17 protein-coding genes and 1 tRNA gene are annotated in these 22506 nt (G+C 52.2%); 12 read left to right on the forward strand and 6 right to left on the reverse strand.

Annotation, left to right across the window (positions count from 1 at the left end; translation table 11 throughout):
- Positions 1-10: 10 nt before the first annotated feature.
- A complete protein-coding gene (locus NDI45_RS06545) occupies positions 11-847 on the forward strand; it encodes a PhzF family phenazine biosynthesis isomerase (protein WP_190794229.1) in 837 nt (278 codons plus the stop codon).
- Between the two features lie 274 nt (positions 848-1121).
- Here NDI45_RS06545 and NDI45_RS06550 read toward each other — a convergent pair whose 3' ends face one another.
- Together NDI45_RS06550 and NDI45_RS06555 are read right to left on the reverse strand one after the other, a co-directional pair.
- Complete coding sequence (locus tag NDI45_RS06550) at positions 1122-1556, reverse strand: FHA domain-containing protein (protein ID WP_190794230.1); 435 nt, start codon at positions 1554-1556, stop codon at positions 1122-1124.
- 287 nt (positions 1557-1843) lie between these two features.
- A tRNA-Ile gene (locus NDI45_RS06555) sits at positions 1844-1916 on the reverse strand.
- 77 nt (positions 1917-1993) lie between these two features.
- Between NDI45_RS06555 and NDI45_RS06560 the strand changes: the two genes are divergently transcribed.
- Positions 1994-2239, forward strand: a complete 246-nt coding sequence (locus NDI45_RS06560; protein WP_190794231.1) for a hypothetical protein — start codon at positions 1994-1996, stop codon at positions 2237-2239.
- A 222-nt stretch (positions 2240-2461) separates the two neighbouring features.
- Positions 2462-3964, forward strand: coding sequence for a hemolysin family protein (locus NDI45_RS06565; RefSeq protein ID WP_348246807.1), 1503 nt, complete (start codon positions 2462-2464; stop codon positions 3962-3964).
- A 51-nt stretch (positions 3965-4015) separates the two neighbouring features.
- On the opposite strand, the gene NDI45_RS06570 is transcribed toward NDI45_RS06565, so the two are convergent.
- The 4 genes from NDI45_RS06570 to NDI45_RS06585 form a co-directional block, all read right to left on the reverse strand.
- Complete coding sequence (locus NDI45_RS06570) at positions 4016-5086, reverse strand: adenylate/guanylate cyclase domain-containing protein (protein WP_348246808.1); 1071 nt, start codon at positions 5084-5086, stop codon at positions 4016-4018.
- The gene (locus NDI45_RS06575; RefSeq protein WP_190794234.1) at positions 5083-5460 is read right to left on the reverse strand and encodes a response regulator; all 378 of its coding nucleotides are present in this window, start codon (positions 5458-5460) and stop codon (positions 5083-5085) included. Before NDI45_RS06575 ends, NDI45_RS06570 begins: the two co-directional genes overlap by 4 nt.
- Positions 5461-5676: 216 nt before the next feature.
- Entirely contained in the window at positions 5677-7797 is a 2121-nt protein-coding gene (locus NDI45_RS06580) for a response regulator (protein ID WP_348246809.1), read from the reverse strand.
- Positions 7798-7800: 3 nt separating this feature from the next.
- Positions 7801-13035: a PAS domain S-box protein gene (locus NDI45_RS06585; RefSeq protein WP_348246810.1), complete on the reverse strand. Its 5235-nt coding sequence runs from the start codon at positions 13033-13035 to the stop codon at positions 7801-7803.
- Between the two features lie 219 nt (positions 13036-13254).
- Here NDI45_RS06585 and NDI45_RS06590 point away from each other — a divergent pair, with 219 nt between their 5' ends.
- The 9 genes from NDI45_RS06590 (at position 13255) to NDI45_RS06630 (ending at position 22479) form a co-directional block, all read left to right on the forward strand.
- Positions 13255-13677, forward strand: coding sequence for a hypothetical protein (locus NDI45_RS06590; protein ID WP_190793585.1), 423 nt, complete (start codon positions 13255-13257; stop codon positions 13675-13677).
- A 289-nt stretch (positions 13678-13966) separates the two neighbouring features.
- Positions 13967-14158, forward strand: a complete 192-nt coding sequence (locus NDI45_RS06595; protein WP_190793586.1) for a hypothetical protein — start codon at positions 13967-13969, stop codon at positions 14156-14158.
- 360 nt (positions 14159-14518) lie between these two features.
- Complete coding sequence (locus NDI45_RS06600) at positions 14519-14770, forward strand: hypothetical protein (protein ID WP_190793587.1); 252 nt, start codon at positions 14519-14521, stop codon at positions 14768-14770.
- 20 nt (positions 14771-14790) lie between these two features.
- Entirely contained in the window at positions 14791-15243 is a 453-nt protein-coding gene (locus NDI45_RS06605) for a GNAT family N-acetyltransferase (RefSeq protein ID WP_348246811.1), read from the forward strand.
- A 310-nt stretch (positions 15244-15553) separates the two neighbouring features.
- A complete protein-coding gene (locus NDI45_RS06610) occupies positions 15554-17206 on the forward strand; it encodes a Ppx/GppA phosphatase family protein (RefSeq protein WP_190793589.1) in 1653 nt (550 codons plus the stop codon).
- Between the two features lie 299 nt (positions 17207-17505).
- Entirely contained in the window at positions 17506-19998 is a 2493-nt protein-coding gene (locus tag NDI45_RS06615; protein ID WP_348246812.1) for a putative PEP-binding protein, read from the forward strand.
- Positions 19999-20110: 112 nt separating this feature from the next.
- Entirely contained in the window at positions 20111-20776 is a 666-nt protein-coding gene (locus tag NDI45_RS06620; RefSeq protein WP_348246857.1) for a diacylglycerol/polyprenol kinase family protein, read from the forward strand.
- Positions 20777-20963: 187 nt separating this feature from the next.
- A complete protein-coding gene (locus NDI45_RS06625) occupies positions 20964-21227 on the forward strand; it encodes a hypothetical protein (protein ID WP_199296735.1) in 264 nt (87 codons plus the stop codon).
- A 121-nt stretch (positions 21228-21348) separates the two neighbouring features.
- Positions 21349-22479: a HetZ-related protein 2 gene (locus tag NDI45_RS06630; RefSeq protein ID WP_348246813.1), complete on the forward strand. Its 1131-nt coding sequence runs from the start codon at positions 21349-21351 to the stop codon at positions 22477-22479.
- The last annotated feature ends 27 nt before the right edge of the window (positions 22480-22506 follow it).

Below are 22506 nucleotides of genomic sequence, written 5' to 3' on the forward strand. Positions count from 1 at the left end.
CTACTCAATCATGACTTCAGGAACCCTTTATCGTCTGTCCGCCTTTACAACGACTCCTGATGGAGGCAATCCTGCGGGTGTTTGGGTTGGAGATACGCTTCCCGATCCTGAAACCATGCAGCGGATCGCCGCTGAGGTTGGTTTCTCGGAAACTGCCTTTGTCGCGCCTGCCGCCGGAGCCGATCGAACGGTTCGTTACTATAGCCCTGAAGCCGAAGTCTCGTTTTGTGGACACGCCACGATCGCCACTGGAGTCCTACTGGGCGAAAACGACGGCAATGGAACCTATCGGTTAGAAACCTTGGTTGGAACAATACCTGTTACAGTGTCCCAGCGCGACGGTCATTATGAAGCGTCTCTGACTTCTGTTGAGCCTTGCTCTGCGCCTGCGTCTGATGCGCTCGTCAGCCAAGCTCTTGCTGCACTGAAATGGGCACCCGACGACCTCGACCGATCGATTCCTCCTGCAAGAGCCTACGCTGGGGCATGGCATTTAGTGCTTGCGGTTGCGGAGGCACAGCGTCTGGCAGAACTGAACTACGATTTCGAGGCACTCAAGGCACTCATGCTGCGGGAGGGTCTGACGACGCTACAACTTGTGTGGCGTGAGAGCGATACTGTCTTCCATGCTCGCAATCCTTTTCCAGTCGGGGGCGTGGTAGAAGATCCGGCAACGGGGGCTGCGGCGGCTGCGCTCGGCGGGTATCTGCGATCGGCTCAACTCATCCCAGTGCCAGCTACACTCCTGATTCTTCAGGGAGCAGCGATGGGTCGCCCCAGTCAGCTTGGAGTAAAAATTCCGACCAGCGGCGGGATTGTGGTGACGGGTAAGGCGATTCGGATTTAGCGGAAAGGGCACGATCGCCCGTTTTAGCGGAATTGGTGAAAGTCTGCTGCCGATCGTTCAAGCTGCCAAATGAGGCGCAGAAAATAATCTGCATCAGGTTGAAGAGAATCGAGTTTCATACGATTAGAGGAAGTAATAGCAAGCACGCCGTGCCTCGTAAACGCTACTGCACCTCATTTTTGCCGCTGATCAGCAAGACAAGCTCTGATTCCTTCCAATAGGCCGGAAAAATTGCACAAAGAGATTGACAAAACCTGAAAATGTAGGGCGATGTTTAGCCAACAGAATCTTCTTCTGGATCACCCGTCATATTAGGGCTGATCAGGGTAATGTCATATTCATCTGGTGGCACAGTTGTAATTGCATCGCGCTTTAGCAGGTGATAGATTGCCTGCACTCGCGGTCCAAAAATGACTCTATCTTCGTGCTGGAGGTTGTGTGCTTGCAGCTTGCGCCCATTGATCAGCAGTCCGTTTGCGCTGTATTGCCCTCTGAGATTGCCGTCTACAATTCGGTAATAGTAGCTGCCGTCTTCGTTGGGCTGCTGAATAAGCGTGGCGTGACGACGGGAGACGAACTGAGAAACCAGCCGAATATCGCACTTAGGGTCACGACCGATCGAATAGATTGGCTGATCCAGGGTGTATTCACACCGTCCTTTGTCGTCTTCGATGATTAATAGATGGCTCTGATGCGGTGCTGAAGTCATTCGGCAGGAAGTAGTGCAACTGCGAAGGGTAGCCCAGAGATCCGGTGGTTGGATCTCACTGATCAATTCTAGACCCAGTCACTCCAGGGAACTTTAGACCAAGTTAGGAAGAGGCATCGAGTGCCAATTGGCTTACCCATCATCTTGGCTTACCCATCATCCTATCAGGCAGAGCGACTGCCGATCCGTTGCTTTATCTTAGCCGCTTGCGATCCTTCTGAAGGATAGAAAACCGTCGATCGAAAACTACGAAAGTCTAGTTTAAATTTAGTTAAAGTTTAATGGAGTCCAGGGTGCAGGAGTTGAACCCGCCTGAGGCGAATTATGAGTTCGCTGCCTAAACCGCTCGGCCAACCCTGGTAATATTTCAGTCTTTTGACTTCTCGATCTTTTGGCTTCTATTGTATCCTGATGCTTGACGAATATCAGCAGCATCCGTGAATTCAACCGTTGTATTAACGCTTTTTTTGCTGACCGTGATGGTGGGGGCAGGGGTCGGTAGTGCCGCTTGGGGTTATCGTACTGGGCGAGAGGCACTCAAGGGAATCACTCAACCTGATGCCCGTCCAGTGAACAATGTGACCGATGCCCAGGGTAAGCCTGTTCGCCGAGAAGGGCTAACCTTCCTTAAAGAGGAGGACATTTTGCAGCAGGTGAAAGCCAAAATGGAGTCAGGCAAATAGGCTTCTTGAGAGGGTGCTTTGAAGATGTATCAATGCGTCCCGAACCGCCCCCTCGCTCCCTTCATTCTGGGGGAAGCCGACCCTTCTCTGCGCTTCAAAGTCGCCCAATGTTGGGGGATCTAGGTGACGCTGTCGGAGATTGGCAACTCCTCAAACATTCTCTAAACCGTTTTCCTCCTGCTAGACTGCTGTTTCTAGACTGCTTTTAAGTTGATCAAATCAATGGTTTCTCCTGCCCTAAGCGCATCAGCCGATACACTCCCGGTTTTGAGCGGTTCCGATGTGCTGCTGCGAGTGTTGGCAGTGCTGCTGTTGATTATGATTAACGGCTTTTTTGTGGCAGCTGAGTTTTCGATCGTCTCTGTACGTCGATCGCGAATTAGCCAGCTTGTGTCTGCCGGAGATGTGCAGGCAAAGACAGTGCAGGACTTGCAGCGTGGGATCGATCGCCTGCTGTCTACTACTCAAATTGGCATTACCTTATCCAGTTTGGCACTGGGCTTTATTGGCGAAAGCACGGTAGCGGTGCTGCTGTCGGTGTTGCTGCTGCGGCTGCCCCTGCCGTCTGGGGTGGGGAACGTGCTAGCTCATTCGCTGGCGTTGCCGATCGCCTTTTTGCTGATTGCCTATCTGCAAATTGTACTAGGTGAGCTTTGCCCAAAATCAGTGGCGTTAATGTATCCAGAGCAGTTGGCTCGCTTTTTGGGTGCGCCAAGTCAGGCGATCGCCCGCTTTTTTAATCCGTTTATCTGGATTTTGAATCAGTCTACGCGCTGGCTGCTGCGGTTGCTGGGTGTTCCCTACACGGGGCAGGGCTGGTACAACCGGGTCACGCCCGAAGAACTGGAGCTGATCATTGCCACCTCGACCGAATCCCCCGGATTGGAGGAGGAAGAGCGAGAATTGCTGAGCAATGTGTTTGCCTTTGCTGACGTGACTGCCGGAGAAGTGATGATTCCCCGGATCAGCATTGTGGCACTGCCGCGTGAAGCAACGTTCCAGGATCTTTTGCAAGAAGTCGCTAGTTCTGGACATTCGCGCTATCCGGTCATGGGCGAATCCTTAGACGACATTACCGGAATCTTGCACTTCAAAGAACTGGCAGAACCTTTGAGCCAGGGAATGCTGAAGCTTGATAGTCCGGTGCAGGCATGGGTGCGTCCGGCACAGTTTGTGTCGGAAAATATTCACCTCAGCGAATTGTTGCAGCTCATGCAGCGATCGGGCCAGCCAATGGCGATCGTTGTAGATGAGTTTGGGGGCACGGCAGGTCTGGTGACACTGCAAGATCTAGCAGCCGAGATTATGGGTGATACCCACGAAGGCGAAGATCTGGAAGAACCCGACGTTGAAGTAATAGACGACCAAAATTTCAGAGTGCAGGCGCAAACCGATCTAGAAGAGGTTAACGAACTGCTGGATCTAAATTTGCCCCTATCAGAGGATTATCAAACGCTGGGCGGATTTTTGATTTATCAAATGCAGAAGATTCCCGCTGTCGGAGAAAAGCTTCAGTACGAAACCTACGAGATGACTGTTGAGGCGGCAGATGGTCCCAGACTTCAGAAAATTTTGATTCACCGTCTGGAATCATCGCTCAGTTCTGATGAGGCGGATTTGTTGGCTGAGACGATTCTGTCAGAGACAGGCGATCTGATTGATACGCTAACTGACCGCGGTACAGACCTTCCCGACCCTCCGCGTCCTGCTCAGAAGCAAATCTAGCAGGGCTGCAAATCTAGCAGGGCTGAAGCCGGGGAGCAGCCAGAACTGGGCTTAGTTCGATCGCTTCTGGCAGAGAAAATAAGTTCTCATTTCCCCTTTGCCTTTGATATCAACCAGTCCACGTTCTTCAAAATTATACTGCTGCTGCAAAAGCTGATAGGTTGTATCCGTAACCTGAATTTTGCCGGGAACGCCCTGGGATTCCATGCGGCTGGCGGTGTTGACGGTATCGCCCCACAGGTCATAGGAAAATTTGGTTGTGCCAATCACGCCTGCACCCACAGCTCCTGTATGAATGCCGATTCGCATCATCAGGGTTCTGGTTCCTCCGTCGGGCGTTGGCACGGTGAACTGCGCGATCGCTGCCTGCATTGCCAGAGCCAAATCTGCTACGGCTTGAACGTGATCAGGACGAGGCATTGGTAAGCCACCCACCGCTAAATAGGCATCTCCGATCGTTTTAATCTTTTCCAGGCCATGCTGTTCGACGAGCTGATCAAACGTGGAAAAAATCTGATTCAGTAGTTCGACCAGGGCGGTGGGAGACAGCGAGACCGACAACTGCGTAAAACTGACAATATCGGCAAATAGCACCGTCACTTCGCTAAAATTATCGGCGATCGTATGCTGTCCCTGTTTCAGACGATCGGCAATTGGTTTGGGCAGCACGTTGAGCAGTAGCCGCTCTGATTTTTCTTGCTCGTCCTGAATGCGCTGAAGATAGGCTTGTTCCTGATCACGCAGCCGCTTTTTCTCCAGGCTGGCTCCGATTCTGGCTTTGAGCAGTGTTGGGTTAAAGGGCTTAAACAAATAATCTTCTGCGCCCAGCTCAATACAGCGCACCACGCTATCGAGATCATCTAGCGCAGAGATCATAATGACCGGAATATGGCGCAGGTCGGGGTCTGCCTTCAGGCTTTCAAGAAGCTGATAGCCGTTCATCACGGGCATCATAATATCGAGCAGCACAAGGTCAAACGGCTGCGATCGAAGCTGTTCTAGAGCCTCCTGCCCGTTTTCTGCCATGGCGATCAGATGTCCCTGACGCAGAAGCCGCCGAGACAGCAGATCTCGATTCATCTCATTATCATCTACTACCAGTACGCGCCCCTGGTCTGTCATATTGCTGCCTCTTTGACCAGCAGTGCTTGGATTTTACCCATCAGACGGGTGAATTCGATCGGCTTGGTGTCATAATCGTCGCAGCCTGCTTCCAGGCATTTGTCGCGATCGCCTGCCATCGCGTGAGCAGTCAGCGCAATAACGGGAATCTTTTGCGTGGCAGGAGTGGCTTTGATTTGGCGAGTAGCAGACCAGCCATCCAGCACCGGAAGGCTCATATCCATCAGGATCAGATCGGGAGACTCGGAAAGTGCAAGGGCAACGCCCTGTTCTCCGTCTGTCGCAATCACAACCTGAATTCCTTTGCGAGTTAGCCGCCGAGAGAGCATATCTCGGTTCATTTCATTATCTTCGATTAAGAGAATCTTGGGCATCTCTTGTTCTCCCAGATGGCACCTCATGTAGGGGGATTGACGCAAATCCGTGTGATGAGTTGCTCATAGCCAACTACAGTACGATCGACTGCAATTTCATTAAACTCAAAAATTTAATCACCTAGTGGATGCACATACTGACTTCCTGCTCTAGAGTGCCCGAAGTTTACCTAGAGCCAACAGGCACCTGGTATAGCGATTTTCTCCCAGTCCCTTCTATCGGGTTGGTTCCTGCTGCAAATGGGAAAGAATATAGGGCTGTACCTGCTGAAGCAGTGGATTTTGCAGAACGCTTCGCTTCATCAGCTGAGCCACGCTGGTATTTAGGAACTGATAGCGAGTCGGAGTTAGATCGCTGGCGATCGTGGCGATCGTGGGAATAGATTTCCACTCGCGGATCTGCCGCAAATTGGCAAGCAGTTCAAAGCTACCTGGTTTCGAGGTGAGCAAATCAATCAAAATCGCATCGGGCGGCTGAGCGCAGGGACGCAGGGCAGTCGAAAGGTCTGCGGTTAACACTTGCCATCCGGCTTTGGTCAACAAACGGTGGAGGATTTGTTCAGTGGTTCGGTCTTCCTGGATAAGCAGGATTTCCTGAGTCGATCGTGGGTATGCCTGAAGCAGTGCGGTGAGTCGCTTAAAGGAGTTGGCATCGGTCAACACTTCGCAGATGCCTAGCACAAATCCGGCAGGCAGGGCACAATAGCTTGCTTGATGATTTTCCGAGTGATGGCTTTCGGGGTGATGATTTTCCTGATAATAGCTTTCGTGCGTTCCCTGCACGACGACGGGAATATTTGCTAGCAGCGGATCGGACTTGAGCATCGACAGCACGATCCAGCTATCCATCTGCGGCATTGCCATATCCAGCATGATCAGCCCCGGCATTAGTTCCCGCGCTAGCCTTAGCCCTTCGCTGCCCGACCAGGCTGTGACGACCCGGAAGCCGTTTTGGTTAAGCTGCTGCACCATAACATCGCGAACGCTGCGATCGTTGTCGATTACCAAGATCAGGTCGGTGAAGGTGGGTTGGCGGGGAGTGGAGGGGTGGAGGGGGGAGGGAGTGAGGGATGGGGGAAGGAGATGAGGAGATGGGGGGATGAGGGGTGGAGAGTGAAGCGGTTCTTTTTCAGGGTGAAGGGAAGCTGAGCGATCGACGGTGACGGGCAGCATTACGTTAAACGTTGTGCCTTTGTAAATTGTGCTGGAAACAGTGATTGAGCCGCCCATCATGGTGCAAAAGCGATAGGCGATTGCCAATCCTAAGCCTGTGCCGCCGTATTCTCTGGTGCTGGATTCGTCGCCCTGGGTGAAGGGCTGGAAGATGAAGGGCTGTTGTTCTTCGGCGATGCCGATGCCTGTGTCAGTGACTTCAAACAGAATGTGGGGAACAGGGGAGATCAGGGAGTCGGGGGTGGTCAGAGCGCTGGGGGAGATCGATCGGGACTCGACTTTGAGCGTCACCGTGCCATTGCTGGTAAATTTGGCGGCGTTGGTAAGCAGGTTCCAGAGGATCTGACGGACTTTGCTGAGGTCGGCGTGCAGGGTTCCCAGGTCGGGGGTGCAGAAGACTACCAGACGATTTCCGTTTGCTCCAATAAGGGGCTGCACTTCCTGAACGACTTTGCTAATCAGCGTTTTCACCTCAAAGCTTTCGAGATACAGATCCATTCTGCCTGCTTCGATCTTGGCGATATTTAGCAGATCGTCGATCAACCGCAGTAGGTGTTTGCCTGAGGTATGAATTCTTTCCAGGTCGGGCAGGTAGTCGATCGCCCCTTCGCTCTGCAAGTCTTCCTGCAAAATCTCGCTGTAGCCAATGATGGCGTTGAGGGGAGTCCGCAGTTCGTGGCTCATATTGGCGAGAAAGGCACTTTTTGCGCGATGGGCGGCTTCGACCTGCGCCTTTTCTTGCTGAAGCTGATGCAGGTATGCCTGCTCCTGATCGCGAAGCCATTTGCGCTCCAGACAGGCATTAATTCTAACGTTGAGCAGCGTGGCGTTGAGCGGTTTTGCCAGGTAGTCTTCTGCCCCTTTTTCGATACAGCGAATGGCGCGATCGTGGTCATCGCTTGCAGAAATCATAATGACCGGAATCGACCGGAGGGCAGGATTGGCTTTAATTTGCTCCAGCACTTGATAGCCGTTCATCTCCGGCATCACTACATCCATCAGCACCAGATCAAAAGATTCGGTATGGAGCCGCTCTAACGCCTCGCGCCCATGAGTCACCAGCGTCACATCGTACTGCTGTTGCAGTTGACGGGCAATATAAAGCCGGGTGACCTCGTTATCGTCAACGACCAGAATTTTGACAGTGGCTGGTTTCATACTCATGGCTTATCCTCTCGCTTGCCGACGCTGAACCCAGCTCAGAGTTAACTCACGCACTTCGTGCAGCAAAGCGTCTCGATCGTAAGATCCTTTTTGTAGCACTTGCTCGACGGAACTACTCAGGTATAGCCGATCCTGTGGGGTCAGATCCATTGCGGTCACAACAATCACGGGTAACGATCGCCACTGGGGATGCTGGCGCAGGGTATGGATAAACTGAAAGCCGTCGATTTCAGGCATCATCAAGTCCAGCAAGATCAGATGAGGAGTCTGCTGTGCAAGGGAGTCTAGGGCAATTCGACCGTTCGCGGCTTCTGTCACTTGCCACCCTTCTTTTTCTAGCATCCGCCGAAACATTTCGCGGGTTGTGCGGTCGTCTTCTGCAATCAGCACTTGTCCGATCGCGGGTCCGGCTTGAGCGTTTGGCAATTCCGGGTCGTTTTCTGCTTCGGTAGACTTGGGGCGATAGTGTTCGAGCAGACGCGTTAATCGTTTGTAGTCGATCGGCTTGGTGAGATAATCCGAGGCTCCCAGCGTGAAGCCCTGCTGCTTATCGTCAATAATGCTCATCATGATCACGGGAATATCTGCCAGATCCGCATCCGCCTTGAGCATCGAGAGAACTTCCCAGCCGTTCATTTGAGGCAGCAGCACATCCAGCGTAATCACATCGGGACGCTTCTGGCGGGCAAGCTCTAAGCCTTCGTTTCCAGACGCAGCAACCATGACTTGCAGCCCATCGCGGTTGAGGTAATGGATCATCAGTTCGCGAACGCTTGGATCGTCATCAATCACAAGAATCGTTCCAATCTGAGCTTCAGGAGCAAATGGCTTTAGAGCAGACTGGGCTGAGGTGGACTGGGAATGGAGTACAGGGTCAGCCGTTGCTCCAAAACCATTATTTGCAAAACCATTACCTGCAAAACCATTATTTGCAAAACCATTACCTGCAAAACCGCTGCTGCGCCGTGAATGCTGTTCCTTAGGGTTGGTGACTGCGATCGGCAAATAAATTGTAAACGTTGATCCCTCGCCGATTTTGCTGCTAACTGTGATTTCGCCGCCCATCATCTGGCAGAAATGGCGTGTGATTGCCAGTCCCAGACCTGTGCCGCCATACTTACGCGTGGTTGAGGCATCTGCCTGCGTAAATGCCTGAAACACCTTTTGCACCTGCTCTAGCGTCATGCCAATTCCGGTATCGCTGACTTGGAAGGTGAATTGGGGTGGACGCAGGGCAGTTTCCTGCTGGCGATCGACGGTAAGGGTAATCGTGCCGTGTTCGGTGAACTTGCAGGCATTGCTAAGCAGATTAAATAAAGCCTGGCGCACTTTGGTGAGATCGGCGTGCATTATTCCCAGATCGGGATGGCAATGAATTTCGAGCCGATTTTTGTTTTTCTCGATCAAAGGTTGAATTGTGCTTTCGACCTCGGCGACGAGCTGGGCAATGTTAAATGTTTCCAGATAAAGCTCCATTTTTCCGGCTTCGATCTTGGAAATATCTAGAATGTCATTAATCAGTGCCAGTAGGTGTTTTCCGGCTCCGCGAATCTTTTCGAGATCTGGCACAATGTCGCTGTGTCCCAGGTCTTCGGCGTCTTCTTGCAGCATTTCGCTGTAGCCGATGATGGCATTGAGCGGGGTTCGCAGTTCGTGGCTCATGTTGGCGAGAAACTGGCTCTTGGCGCGGCTAGCTTCTTCGGCGTCTTCTTTGCTTCTTCGCAGCGTATCTTCTGCCTGTTTGCGTTGGCTAGTATCGCGCTGCACTGAGATCCAGTGAGTGGTCGCGCCGTGTTCGTTGGCGATCGGAACCATCTCGAGTTCTAGCCAAAACTCTGAGCCGTCTTGGCGATAAGCCAGCAGTTCGGTTTGAATTACTTCTTGCTGAATCAATGCCTGCTGTAATCGGTCGACAACGGCGCAATCGGTTTGTTCTCCGATCAGCATCATGGGCGATCGACCGATCACTTCTTCGGGAGTGTAGCCTGTGATTCGGGTAAATGCCTGATTGACGTAGACAATTTCCAGAAGGGGTGGATTGAGGGTTCGCGTTTCGGCAATGATCACCGAGTCATTTGTGTTAATAACCACCGATTGCAGTAGCCGCAGGCGTTCTTCGGTGCGTTTGCGCTCGGTGATATCGACAATCACGCCGTCGAGACAAACGACCTGCCCATTGCCGTTCAGAATTGCCTGTCCTTTCTCGTAGACCCAGCGGATCGAGCCGTCTGCATGACACAGGCGATACTCTGCTGCAAAGGGGCGGCGTTTCTCGATTGCTTGGTCAACCATTTGTTGGACAGCAAGTTTGTCTTCGTCTGCAATGACATCTGCATAAGCCAGTGTTTTGTTGTCGATAAAGGCAGCGGGCGGATATCCGGTGATCTGCTCTACCGCATCGCTGATGAATTCCATTGTCCAATGCTCATCGTAGGCGCAGCGATACACCGCTCCAGAGATGTTATTGAGCAGGGTCCGAAACCGTTCTTCCCGCTCTCGTAGAGCTGCTTCGCTTTGTTTGCGCTCGGTGATATCTTGAACAATGGAAATGAGTCCACCGTTATCTAGCGCGGTCAGCGATATCTCTTGCAGAAACAGGCTGCCGTCCTGACGCTGACCGATCGCCTCGCCTCGCCAGTAGCCCTCCTGAAAGAACTTCGGCATAATGGTTTGCTCAAAACGTGCCAGCTCGGTCGGTGAATATAAAACCTTCCAGACTTTGCCGATCAGATTTGCAGAACTGGGGTAGCCATAAATGCGGGCGTGGGCAGTATTCACATAAACGTATTGTCCCCGTGCGTCGAGCATTGCGATTCCGACGCTTGCCGCCTCGATCGCTAAAAGCTGCTGCTGCAACGCTTCCTGCGATCGTTTGCGCTCGGTGATATCTTCGACTGTGCCTTCGTAGTAAAGCAGCCTGCCAGAGTCATTTCGGACGCTGATCACATTCTCGCTAATCCAAATTACCTGCCCGTCTTTGCAATACACCTGCGACTCAAAATCTGAAACTGCCCCTGTTTTTTCGATCAGATACACAAATTCCTCGCGTCGATTGGGGTCCACATAAACCTGCTGCGCGATGTCATGAATGCGATCGATTAACGCTTCGGCTGAATCATCGCCGTAAATCTGTGCCAGAGCTGGATTCGCGCTGAGATACTGCCCTTCTGGAGTGGTTTGAAAGATTCCCGTTACCGCATTCTCAAAAATACTGCGATATTTTTCTTCTGCCTGCCGCAGCAGTCGTTCGCTGGCTGCCAGCGAGATTTCTGATTTTTTACGATCGGTAACGTCCATCGAAACGCCTGCCATTTGCAGCGGCTGACCTGTCTCATCGCGAGACACTCTGCCCCAGCTAGCAATCCATCGCACATTCCCGCCCTCACAGAGAATGCGAAATTCTGCTGCGTAGTCCTGATTGCCTGCGAGTGCCTTCGCCTGCGCTTTCTGTAGCCGTTCGCGATCCTGCGGATGCACCAAACTAATAAATGTGTCGTAATCCCCTTTAAAGGAGCCTGGCTTCATGCCGAATAGCTGTTCAATCTCCTCAGACCAATGTTCCTGACCTGTCTGGATATTCCAGGTCCATGCTCCCATTCGGGCTGCCCCCAGAGCGAGCCGCTGCACTTCTTCGCTTTGCCGCAGGGCGGATTCGGTGTGCTGCCGCTCCATAAACTGTCCGATTTGTGCACCGATCGCATTCATCAGATCGAGCAAGCCGCTATCGATCGGGGCCACTCGATGGCTATAAAACGTCACGACTCCTAAGACCTGCTGATTGGCAACGACCGGAAAGCCACAGACCGCATGAACCCCCGCTGGAACGATCGGCTTTCGCACAAAATTTGGATCTTGCTTGAAGTCAGGAATCCAGAGTGGCTTGTTTTGCTGCCAAACATGACCGGCCAATCCAACTCCGATTGGCAGGGTTATTTCCTTCGATCGGGCTTCAAATTCTGCTGCGTCTAGATCTTCACGATGCCACCCTGCAATCCATGCCAAAGCATTGTCGGACTGGTTTACCTCCCAGAGTTCGCCCATCTCCCAGTTCAGGCTCTCGCAGACTGCCTTGAGGATTTGGGGGGCTGCTTCTTCTAGCGAAGGAGAAGTCGCCAGCACTCCTGTTACGGCGTATTGGGCACTGATGTGTCGCTCCGATCGGCGCTGTCTAGCAAGATTGCGATCTGTAAGGAAAAATAGCGCAAACACCGTCATGATGACGACGATTGCAAATGCTTCAACCACCATAATTTTTTGCTGTGCTTTTTGCATTCGAACTTGGAGCAGGCGATCGAGCTGCTGTGCGGCTTGCTGCCACAGGGTAGAGCTGGTTTCAAGAGCCTCTGCTGCAAGATTGAGTTGGGCAGACGTAAAGGAAAGGGTTTCAGGCTGAATCGCTGGCTGCTGGGTCGCTGTCTGAAGCTGCTTTAGCAACCGGCGGGTTGTACTTTGTAATTGTTCAACCAGGGCAGTGAGAGCCGTTTGAAGCTGTGGCTGGTGATTCTCCTGAAGCACAGTGGCAAAGCTGCGATCGATTTCCTGCTGGTTAATCTGAATCTGCCCGATCAGGGAAAGGAGTTTTTCGCGTACCTCCAATCGAGAGACAAACGGATGCATCCATTCAGCTTCCTGAAGGCGAGCTTGTGCCAGCAGTTCCTGTGCTTCTGGTAGTTTGAGCAGCACCAAATTCATTAGATAATAGCTGCTCAAATCTGGGTCAAGAATGAGATTCGAGAGATCGCCCACTTGAAGCATGAGCAGCCGAATCTGTTGAATAAGCTCACTGTAAATTTCATCTACGACAGCGATCGAGCCTGCTTCAATTGACGCTGTTTTGGAGGAGGGCTGCGAACGCAAGTGAGTTTCGACCTGCTGGAGGACTGCCCAGGTTTCTTGCGCTTGCTTAACTCCGGCTGCCGTTTGGAGGCGTTGTCTAACCTGCTGATTCACTGCTGCCAGGGTTGCCAGATCGCGATCGATCTTTTGCGCTTGTGCTTGGAGTTCTTCGCTGAACTCAGACTGGTGCAGAAGCCACTGCGCCTCTGAGACATCGTGCAAGAGCTGCTCCAGCCGAGGAAGGTATAAAACGCCTTGTCGCTCAGCGTTGGCAAACTCTAGCCGATCGCCAATTTCGCCTACAAGCTGATAAACGACCAGCGCAAACGGCAGGATAAAAATGAGCAGCAATGCCATGATGCCGACCCGTCGCTGGGTGTAAGCAGGACGCATATCTCTCATAGAGAAGTCTCCAGACTGAAAGGCAATCAACCGGAAATCAAACAGCACTAGATTAGACGCATTCCAGCAGCCGCGCCCCTACTGTGAAACGGCAAAGCTGCTTGCTTAACGTGCCCAGATTCGCCTGATTCGCCACAATCCTTGAGCCTGACGGTCAGGGGGAAACCTGAAATGCTATAGTTTTTGGGTTGTATTTGTCCCCGTGAGTTTGGCTTGGCTATGGCTGAGACGGTAGAAATCCTGTTTGAGCAAGGGCTAGAACGCTATAACGCTGGAGAATCTCCGGCAACCTTGCTGCCCTTATTTAAGGAAGTTTGTGAACGCGCTCCCAAAAGCAGTCCCGCCTGGACGTGCCTCTCCTGGCTTTATTTGCTGGACAACAAGCCCTCTCAGGCATACAAATCCGCGCAAAAAGCGATAAAGCTCAATCCTCAAGACCCGCAGGCACGGGTGAATATTGCGATCGCCATGCTTGAAACGGCTCAACCCGGTGTTCGGCAGCACGTTGAAACCGCTTCGCAGCTCATCGCAGTAGTTCCCGAACTTAAAGAAGAAGTTGAGCGCAATTTTGAAGATGGATTAAGCCGCAAACCAAACTGGAAAAGTTTAATTCGGGTCAAACAGTGGTTAGCAGAAGGTTAAGTTTTAGAAACAATTGACCTGTAGCGTTGCTGCAAAAACTTCAACTCCGCATCTAACAACAATCTACAGAATCTAATTTGCTGTCCAAGGAGTAAAACGCTCTAAGGCAGCTTTTTTTCTTAGAAGTTTATACCACTTTATAAATACTCAAAATACTTAAAGGAAAAAGTTAGAACTCTAATGATAAGCTTTAGTGAACTCAGGGATAAGTTTCTCTAAAGAGCGATCGCTGAGTTATCACTTTAAAGCTCCAAAAGAACAAGCCCAAGAAAATTCAAGGAGTGGAACTATGCAGGGACCGAATAGCGTTGACGTTAAACCCGAAACCCGTAATCACAAAGGATTTTTTGTGCAGCAAGGTTCGTACAAGTTTGTGGGCATCGATCAGTCCGGTTGGGCGTTAATTTGTGCTGATGAGGCATCGTGCCACTACGTTGATCCAGACAATCTAAAGAAGGTCCCGGAGCTTGTCGAAGGTTAATCTTCAACGAATCCCGGCTATCGCTTCCGGTCAAAATTGAATTTTATCTTGTGGCTGTCCTGCTGTGGTGCAGCCATCTTTTTTGGCAATTTTTAGACAAGTTTTTGGACAACTGAATTGTTAACTTTGATTGCGAATATTCAGAGAGAGCTGGAGCAGATTTTGAGTCAGCGCCTCGTTAGGGGACGGTTGAGGTGTGTGAGATTCAACACTGCCCCCTCAATTCCCCAGCTTTTGGCTTTGTGTTACCGTTATTCCTTTTTCGGCATTCCTAAGGCGATCGTCATTGAATAGGCGATCGTCATTGAATAATAGTGAATAGTAAACTTTCATGCCAACGGTTCACCCATTCTTCGACTGATGAAAGAAAAACTTTTAAACTGGCTCAATTTAATTTTGATGATCGACATTTTCCTCGTGCTGGCAAGCTTTGTCTGGTTTGCGGCGGCGGTGGTGGGGCGATCAATGGGCGTTTCACTCGGTTTAGATTTGTGGTATCAGCTCTGGATGCCTTTCTTTCAGCCTGCGATCGGCATACTGATGGCGGGGGCACTGCTGAGCGGCATGATTAGCTGGGTCAACCGACGATTTTTCTCGAAGCCCTCTGCCTAAACTGATTCGGGAATTCTGCCATGACCACGATTCGACCCGCCCAGCTCACAGACTGCGATGAACTGGTTTTGCTGTGTCACGAACTGGGTTATTTCACCTCGGCGAAGGCTCTGGCTCAGCATCTAGAACAGTTCCAGACCCATCCCGATCACGCTGTTTTTGTGGCAGAAACGGTTTATCCCGAAGGGGGGCAGGGGGCGATCGGCGGGTGGGTTCATGTTCATTTGCACTGGACTTTGCAGGAGGGACGCGAAGCAGAAATTGGTGGATTGGTCGTTTCGGAAAAGCTGCGTGGGCAAGGGGTCGGCAAGCGGTTGATGCAGCAGGCGGAAACATGGGCACAGCAGCAGGGCTGTCATGCATTAGTTGTTCGATCGAATGTGAAGCGCAGCGAGGCGCATCAGTTTTATCAGCGCATTGGCTATCGGGAGATTAAGCGATCGATCGTGTTTCGGCAGTCGATTACCTCCTGATTACCTTATGGTTACCTCATGGGAGAAACTGCATGAAGGAAACTGCCTCGCTGACCCTGCTGCCTGTGCCGATGCACAGTTTTGATAAAAAGTCTGTTCGCACAATCTAATCTTTATGCCGTTTCTGCGTTAAGCGGAAATCATCACGGTAAGATTTAGGCAGACTTGAAGCCGTGCGGCGATCGGATGACCGAAGGCAAGCTTCAAGCCGTTGGACTGAATTGAGTGCCGCAAGCGGAATGGTCTGCTCTTTTAGAAAGCGAACGATTCCGAGAACGGCTGAGTTCTCCCCTTCATGCCTTAACTCCCGATGATCCATCTGACTCAGTTAGGCAAAGTAGATTTGCCCCAGATTTCAATGCCGCTCAAACAAGACCACATCCTTGCCGCGATCGATGTCGGCACAAACTCGATTCACATGGCAGTGGTCAAAATTCAGCCTAGTCTGCCTGCCTTCACAATCATTACCAGAGAAAAATCAACAGTGCGGTTGGGCAATCGCGATCGAAAAACGGGACGGCTCACACCAGAGGCAATGCAGCGATCGATCCAGGCATTGAAACGCTGTCAGGAAATTGCCAAAGGGTTACAAGCGGATGAAATGATTGCGGTTGCCACCAGTGCCGTGCGCGAAGCCCCTAACGGTCAGGCATTTTTGCAGCAGATCGAGGAAGAATTGGGCTTGACGGTGAATCTGATTTCGGGACAGGAGGAAGCCCGCCGCATTTACCTGGGGGTGCTGTCGGGGATGGAGTTTAACAACCAGCCCCATGTGATGATCGACATTGGCGGCGGTTCGACCGAGCTGATTTTGGGAGACGGACACGAACCGCGCAGCCTCAGCAGCACCAAAATTGGAGCCGTGCGCCTGACGGCTGAAATGATCAGCACCGACCCGATTAGCAGCAGCGAATTTAGCTACTTGCAGGCATACGTGCGGGGAATGCTGGAGCGATCGATCGACGAACTGCGCTCTCATCTGCAACCGGACGAACAGCCGCGCATGGTCGGCACATCAGGCACGATCGAGACGCTGGCAACGATTCATGCCAGAGAAAAGCTGGGCGTGGTTCCCGCACCGCTAAATGGCTATCAGTTTAGCCTGCGCGATTTGCGCGATCTGGTGAATCGGCTGCGAAAGCTCAACGATGCAGAACGGGCGGCAATTCCCGGCATGAGCGATCGGCGATCGGAAATCATTCTGGCTGGAGCCGTGATTTTGCAGGAAGCAATGACGCTGCTGGGGCTGGATCACATTACCATTTGCGAACGGGCACTGCGAGAAGGCGTGGTAGTGGATTGGATGCTGTCCCACGGCTTGATCGAAGATCGCCTGCGCTACCAGGGTTCGATTCGAGAACGCAGCGTGATCAAGATTGCCCACAAGTATCAGGTCGATCTGCCCCATAGCAAACGGGTGGCTGACTTTGCAACGAGCCTGTTTGATCAAACGCAAGGCATTTTGCATGAGTGGGGTGAAGCGGAGCGACAGTTACTCTGGGCAGCCGCCATGCTGCATAACTGCGGTCACTTCGTCAGCCATTCCTCGCACCACAAGCACTCTTACTATCTAATTCGCCACGGTGAACTGTTGGGCTACCCCGAAGTCGAAATTGAGACGATCGCCAATCTTGCTCGCTATCACCGCAAAAGTAGCCCCAAGAAAAAACACGAGTGCTATCGCAATATCACCAGCAAAAAGTACCGCCGAGTGGTCGATCAGCTCAGTCCGCTTCTACGGCTAGCAGTGGCGCTCGATCGCAGACAGATTGGGGCGATCGAGCAGGTGCGGTGTGAGTATCAAGCAGACCTTCAGGAAATGCGGTTACATCTGAAAGCGGCTTATCCGACCGGCGATTGTGCGCTGGAACTCTGGAGCCTGGGGCAGAAGAAGGGCGATTTTGAGGCGGCTTATGGACTGAGGCTAGTTCCGCTATTGGAATATGAAATTGGGGAGAAGTAGGGAAGGAGGAGATAAGAGGATCGGGAAAGGACGAGAGGCTTGCGATTTTGAGCAGATTCGGAGACGCTTAAAAAACGGCACAAATCTTTTCTCGATCGCCCTGGTAAAAAGTTCGTTTTCTCGATCTCAGCAACTTTTATTTCGCCATCTCTAGCAAACCAATTATTTAGAACTCAATAGTTAGCAACTCAATATTCAGCAACTTAGCATTCAACATTTAGCAACTTAGTATTTAGCAATTTAATAGAATACCTCTGCATCACTCTGGTTAAGCATCCACCCGTCTTTTTGCTCTGCTTATGTCCGTGGATTATTTTTTCTGGCTTGACCAGATTCAGCCGCATCATCGCGATCGGGTGGGCAGCAAGGCGTTTTATCTGGCAGTTCTTCGGCAGCGCGGCTATCCTGTGGTTCCGGGTTTAGTGGTGAGCAACGAGCTGTTTCAGGCATTTCTGAGCCAGCTTGAGTGGGCTGATCCGACTTTTGCAGATTTGCCTGCTTTGCTGCGTCATCTTGATGTTGATAATCCCCGTCAGCTTCAGGGGGTGGCACAGCAGCTTCGGCACGCGGTTACCTCCACTGCGATTCCTAAATCATGGCTGCTGCCAATTAATGAAGCGATCCGCGATTGGCAATCCTCGCAGCAAACCGAAGCCGTAATTCTGCGTCCTTCTTTTTCGCTGGCGTCTGGGCTTGATCCGTCGATTAGCGATGACACGAGAAGCCTCCTCGAAGCAAAGATCTGTCGGGCAGAGCCAGAGTCGATCGCTCATGCGCTGAAGTGGGTCTGGGCAGAGCTATTTCGGGCACGCAGTTTGCTGTACTGGCAGCGATTGGGCGTTGAGCCGCAGCAGGTTCAGCTGGCCGTGCTGATTCAACCGATTCGATCGCCGATCGCCGCAGGAAAAGCCGTGGTTCAGGGGAATGAACTGAGAGTGCAGACGGTGTGGGGTCTTGGACATGGAATGACAGGCGGCGTGACCCCGGATTGCTACCGAGTTGATGCAGCGGGAATCGTCTACTTTGAGACAATTAGCCGGAAAAACGTGGCTTATGGCATTGTGACGGAAACTTCAGAACAGGCATTGCTAGGCAGTTTTCCTGTGGGCGGCAGTGAGCAAGACGACAGCCTCCAACTGCTAATGCTCAAGCCAGAGCAGCAGACTCAGCCTGTCCTTACTCGATCGCAGGTTGAGCGTCTGGCACAGCTAACCCGCCAACTCATGCTGACGCTTGGCATGGCGGTTGAACTGGAGTGGATGCTTTGTTCTGGTGCTGTTTCTGGAGCTGTCTCTGAGGCGGTATCCGAAGTGGTATCCGAAGCTGTCTCTGAAGCGGAGTCTGGCGATCGAGGGTCAGAACCCAGCTTTTATATTACGCGGGTAATTCCCTACAGCACGCTCACACCAAAATTCCTCGCCCCTGCTCCTTTAGAAATGGACGCATCGGAGATACGGGAAACTGCCTCCGATCGTCTAAAAGGGATTGCTGCCGCACCAGGGAAAGTGACAGCAACGGTCTGGGTGATTCCCCTAACGCCTGTGCCTTTACTGGAGATGCCGCCAGGCTGTGTTCTGGTTGCGCCGATCATTTTGCCAGAGTGGGTTAGTCAGATTCGCCAGGTCGGCGGAATTGTGACCGAGCAAGGCGGAACCACCAGCCACGGCGCGATCCTCGCCAGGGAGTTAGGAATTCCGGCGGTGGTGGGAATTGCAGGTGCGATGCAAACGCTGAAAACTGGGGATCAAGTCCTAATCAACGGCGATCGAGGGGAGGTGATACGGATGTTAGAACCAGCAGCATTCGACGGACCAGACGATCATGACAATCATCGTGCAGCCCATGCTGATTTGCGAATCGAGGCAACCCGCCACCAGGGCAATTCGACTCAGATTATGCCTGCAACCGCAACCCGGCTCATGGTTAGCCTCAGCCAAACCGAGTCGATCGCCCAAATCAGTGAACTGCCGATCGATGGGGTAGGTCTTCTGCGGTCAGAACTGCTCTGGATAAAAAGCCTGGAGGGTCGATCACCAGACGAATGGCTAGCACAAGATAAAGCAGGCTTGATTGATCGATTAGCACAGCAGATTCAGCAATTTGCCGATCGCATGATGCCCCGCCCCGTTTTTTACCGCAGTCTGGATATGCGCGCCCATGAGTTTCCGATGCTGGCTGGCTCCTCGGTTGAACGGAATCCAGTGTTGGGTCTGCGCGGAGCGTATCGTTATCAGATTTACCCTGGCTGGTTTGGGGTCGAACTGGCAGCCTTGCGTCAGGTGCAGCAGGCAAGTTTCGATAATCTGCGGCTGATTCTGCCGTTTGTGAGAACAGTTGAGGAGTTTATTTTCTGCCGCGATCGAGTGACAGAGGCAGGTTTATGGCAGCCCGGTTTTGAACTGTGGATGATGGCAGAAGTGCCTTCGATTTTGCTGCTGCTGCCCGCCTACATTGAGGCAGGGGTTCAGGGCATGGCGATCGGCTGTAACGATCTAACTCAGCTTCTTCTGGGGATCGATCGCGATCATCCTCAGATGGCAACCCAATTCAATATGACCCATCCCGCCGTGATGCAGGCAATTCAGCAGATTGTTCAGGCTAGCCGCGCCGCAGAATTGCCCTGTACCGTTTGCGGTCATCTGCCCAAGAATCTCAATGTCATCGATCGGCTTGTTGAGTGGGGCGTGACCGGAATTTCCGTGGAACCAGGTGATGTGGCGTGGATGAGTCAGGCACTCGATCGAGCAGAGCGGCGATTAATTCTGGAGGGTGTGAGGCGTGTTCACTCGTAACCGTTACGACAAATTCGCTGGAAATCCACTAGATTGATAAACAGAGTTCATTTATCATTTTTCTCTCCTGGTGAGTTTCGCAGATTGGATTTTTGCAGATTGGATCTTGAATGTGCCTCCGCTGTGGCTTCAGCTTGCGATCGTCGGTCTCTGGCTAAGCCTGGTTGGACTACTGGCGTTTGGGCTGAGTCGGTGGGAAGGGGCAGATTCCGAGGTCGTGCGAAAAGTGGTGCATATCGGCGCAGGAAATGTGATTCTGCTGGCATGGTGGCTGCAAATTCCAGGATGGATCGGCATCAGTGCCTCGATCGCCTTTAGTGCCTTGATGCTACTGTCCTATCGTCTGCCAATCCTGCCGGGGATCAATAGCGTCGGGCGAAAAAGCCTGGGAACTTTCTTTTATGCCCTTAGCATTGGCTTGCTCATCTTGCTGTTCTGGCAGCAGCATCCCTACTACACGGTGATCGGCATCTTGATCATGACCTGGGGCGATGGACTGGCAGCGCTGGTCGGACAACGGTTGGGGCAGCATCCCTACGAGCTTTGGGGCATGAAGAAAAGCTGGGAAGGTTCGCTAACAATGGCAGGCGTGAGCTACATCATTTGTAGTCTGGTGTTGCTGGGGATTCAGGGCAATCATTGGCAAACCTGGGCGATCGCCCTTATGGTCGCAGTTGCCGCAACCCTGCTGGAAGCTTTCTCTAAGCTGGGCATTGATAATTTGACGGTTCCATTAGGCAGTGCTGTGCTTGCCGCCTGGCTGAATCAGCTTCTTTAGTTTTTTGAGTTCACGCAATAGGCAGCTTTGCTGACCTGCCCTCACTCTCAATCCCTGCACATCGGATTATCGCTGGGTTCTGCTTTCATGCTGCTGATTGGAGAGGAACAGCCAAACAGAGGACAGACCCACTTTCAATCCGCTATGATCTTGTTTCAATCTGGCATAAACGTAGAGTGGTTGCGGTGTGGAAGTTCAATCAAATCAGCTAGAGGCAATTCTCCTGCAAATGGGCGAGGCAGTGATTGCGAGCACAGAGACGGTCGATCGCCTTGCAGCACAGCTTGATGCGCTTACGAAACAAGTGCAGCAGCAGGGCTATCAGATTTTTGCGTTGAGCGATGCGGTTCAAACGCTGGCAGAAAACCAGGATGGGGCGTTAGAGCGGATTCAGCAGCTTACAACCGCTCTTCAGCAGCTTGTTGCGGCGATCGAAGAAACGGACAAATGAGGCGGATTTAGCCTAAACCAGTCGTCTTGATAAGATTTACCCAAATTTAGGTCGAGTAAAGTTTGAGCCGAGCCCGATAGAACGGTATAAATAGAAAACGAAATAAAGGAATGCAACCCGAATGGCACTGGCTGAGGAACTGAGGCAGGCGTGGCAATCCCAGATTGAAGCGGGCAGCCCTAACCTATCGGCAACCGATCGAGCAAGCGTGGTCGGCTGGCTGTTGGGGCAGGATCCGGCACGATTTGACTCCCTCTCACCCGCAGAGTTAAACGTGGCGCAGCAGGCGATGGACTATCGCTATCGGATTTTGCAGCAGCGATATTTAGGCGTTCAGCCCGAGCGCGCCTACAACCAGCTAATCCAGCGGCTCAGCAGCCTGTTCCTGATTCGCAGCAAAATTAAAACCTGGGTTGCCCTGTCTCGCGATCGGCGGCGAACGGTGGTGGATGTGTTGCAGGAAGTGATTCAAGAGCTGCTGCAAAGCGATAACTATATGCGGCAGCAAATCACCTGGATCGGGGAATGTACGCCCAACCCGCGCCTGCGGAATGCCCTGATGCTGGCAAGCATTGAGGAATATTGCCTGCGCCCAATTCGCAATCAGCCTTTGCTGGTGTATCGATTTGTCAATTATCTCCGTCGATCGCAGCGGGGCGGCATGACCCAGGTTCCCACAGGCGATCTGATTCGGCTGGTCTCTGAAGAAATCACACCCGACGATGCTGATAATCCCGTCAGCTTGCTGGACGGTCAGGCATTGACGCAATATCAAGACCAGCAGGCGTGGGAGGAGCAGGAGGCACTCCGCAGCAAAGTGATGCAGGAATTTGCCGACTACCTGAAAGAAAAGGTCGATCCGCTCGCCGCAGACTGGTTAAAACTACACGTCCAGGGACAGTCACAGGAAGTGATCGCCCAGCGGCTCGACGTCCCGATTCAGCAGGTTTACCGACTGCGTGAGAAAATTAGCTATCACGCGATTCGCGTCTTTGCCTTTAAGCAGCAGCCCGAATTGGTGGGAGCCTGGCTGGGAACTTCGCTAGTTGAGCATAATCTGGGCTTGACGATTCCACAGTGGGAGGAGTTTTTGCAGTCGTTAACGCCTGTGCAGCAGAAGATTGTCGAAAAGCTGAAGACCGGACAGCCCTTTGACGCGATCGGCAAAGAGCTAAATCTGAGGCTGAATCAGGTTACAGGCGAGTGGAGCAAAATCTACCTGGCAGCTCAAACAGTGCGGAGTGCGGAGTAACCCATCTTTTTGTCAAGTGGATTCTAT

Source organism: Leptolyngbya sp. GB1-A1 (assembly GCF_039962475.1).
Taxonomy (GTDB): Bacteria; Cyanobacteriota; Cyanobacteriia; order Elainellales; family Elainellaceae; genus Leptolyngbya_A.

Bases quoted from the DNA above. Each gene is read 5' to 3' on its own strand.
- NDI45_RS06545 (WP_190794229.1), top strand. From the start codon at position 11: ATGACTTCAGGAACCCTTTATCGTCTGTCCGCCTTTACAACGACTCCT.
- NDI45_RS06550 (WP_190794230.1), bottom strand. From the start codon at position 1,556: ATGACTTCAGCACCGCATCAGAGCCATCTATTAATCATCGAAGACGAC.
- NDI45_RS06565 (WP_348246807.1), top strand. From the start codon at position 2,462: ATGGTTTCTCCTGCCCTAAGCGCATCAGCCGATACACTCCCGGTTTTG.
- NDI45_RS06570 (WP_348246808.1), bottom strand. From the start codon at position 5,086: ATGACAGACCAGGGGCGCGTACTGGTAGTAGATGATAATGAGATGAAT.
- NDI45_RS06575 (WP_190794234.1), bottom strand. From the start codon at position 5,460: ATGCCCAAGATTCTCTTAATCGAAGATAATGAAATGAACCGAGATATG.
- NDI45_RS06580 (WP_348246809.1), bottom strand. From the start codon at position 7,797: ATGAGTATGAAACCAGCCACTGTCAAAATTCTGGTCGTTGACGATAAC.
- NDI45_RS06585 (WP_348246810.1), bottom strand. From the start codon at position 13,035: ATGAGAGATATGCGTCCTGCTTACACCCAGCGACGGGTCGGCATCATG.
- NDI45_RS06590 (WP_190793585.1), top strand. From the start codon at position 13,255: ATGGCTGAGACGGTAGAAATCCTGTTTGAGCAAGGGCTAGAACGCTAT.
- NDI45_RS06595 (WP_190793586.1), top strand. From the start codon at position 13,967: ATGCAGGGACCGAATAGCGTTGACGTTAAACCCGAAACCCGTAATCAC.
- NDI45_RS06600 (WP_190793587.1), top strand. From the start codon at position 14,519: ATGAAAGAAAAACTTTTAAACTGGCTCAATTTAATTTTGATGATCGAC.
- NDI45_RS06605 (WP_348246811.1), top strand. From the start codon at position 14,791: ATGACCACGATTCGACCCGCCCAGCTCACAGACTGCGATGAACTGGTT.
- NDI45_RS06610 (WP_190793589.1), top strand. From the start codon at position 15,554: ATGATCCATCTGACTCAGTTAGGCAAAGTAGATTTGCCCCAGATTTCA.
- NDI45_RS06615 (WP_348246812.1), top strand. From the start codon at position 17,506: ATGTCCGTGGATTATTTTTTCTGGCTTGACCAGATTCAGCCGCATCAT.
- NDI45_RS06630 (WP_348246813.1), top strand. From the start codon at position 21,349: ATGGCACTGGCTGAGGAACTGAGGCAGGCGTGGCAATCCCAGATTGAA.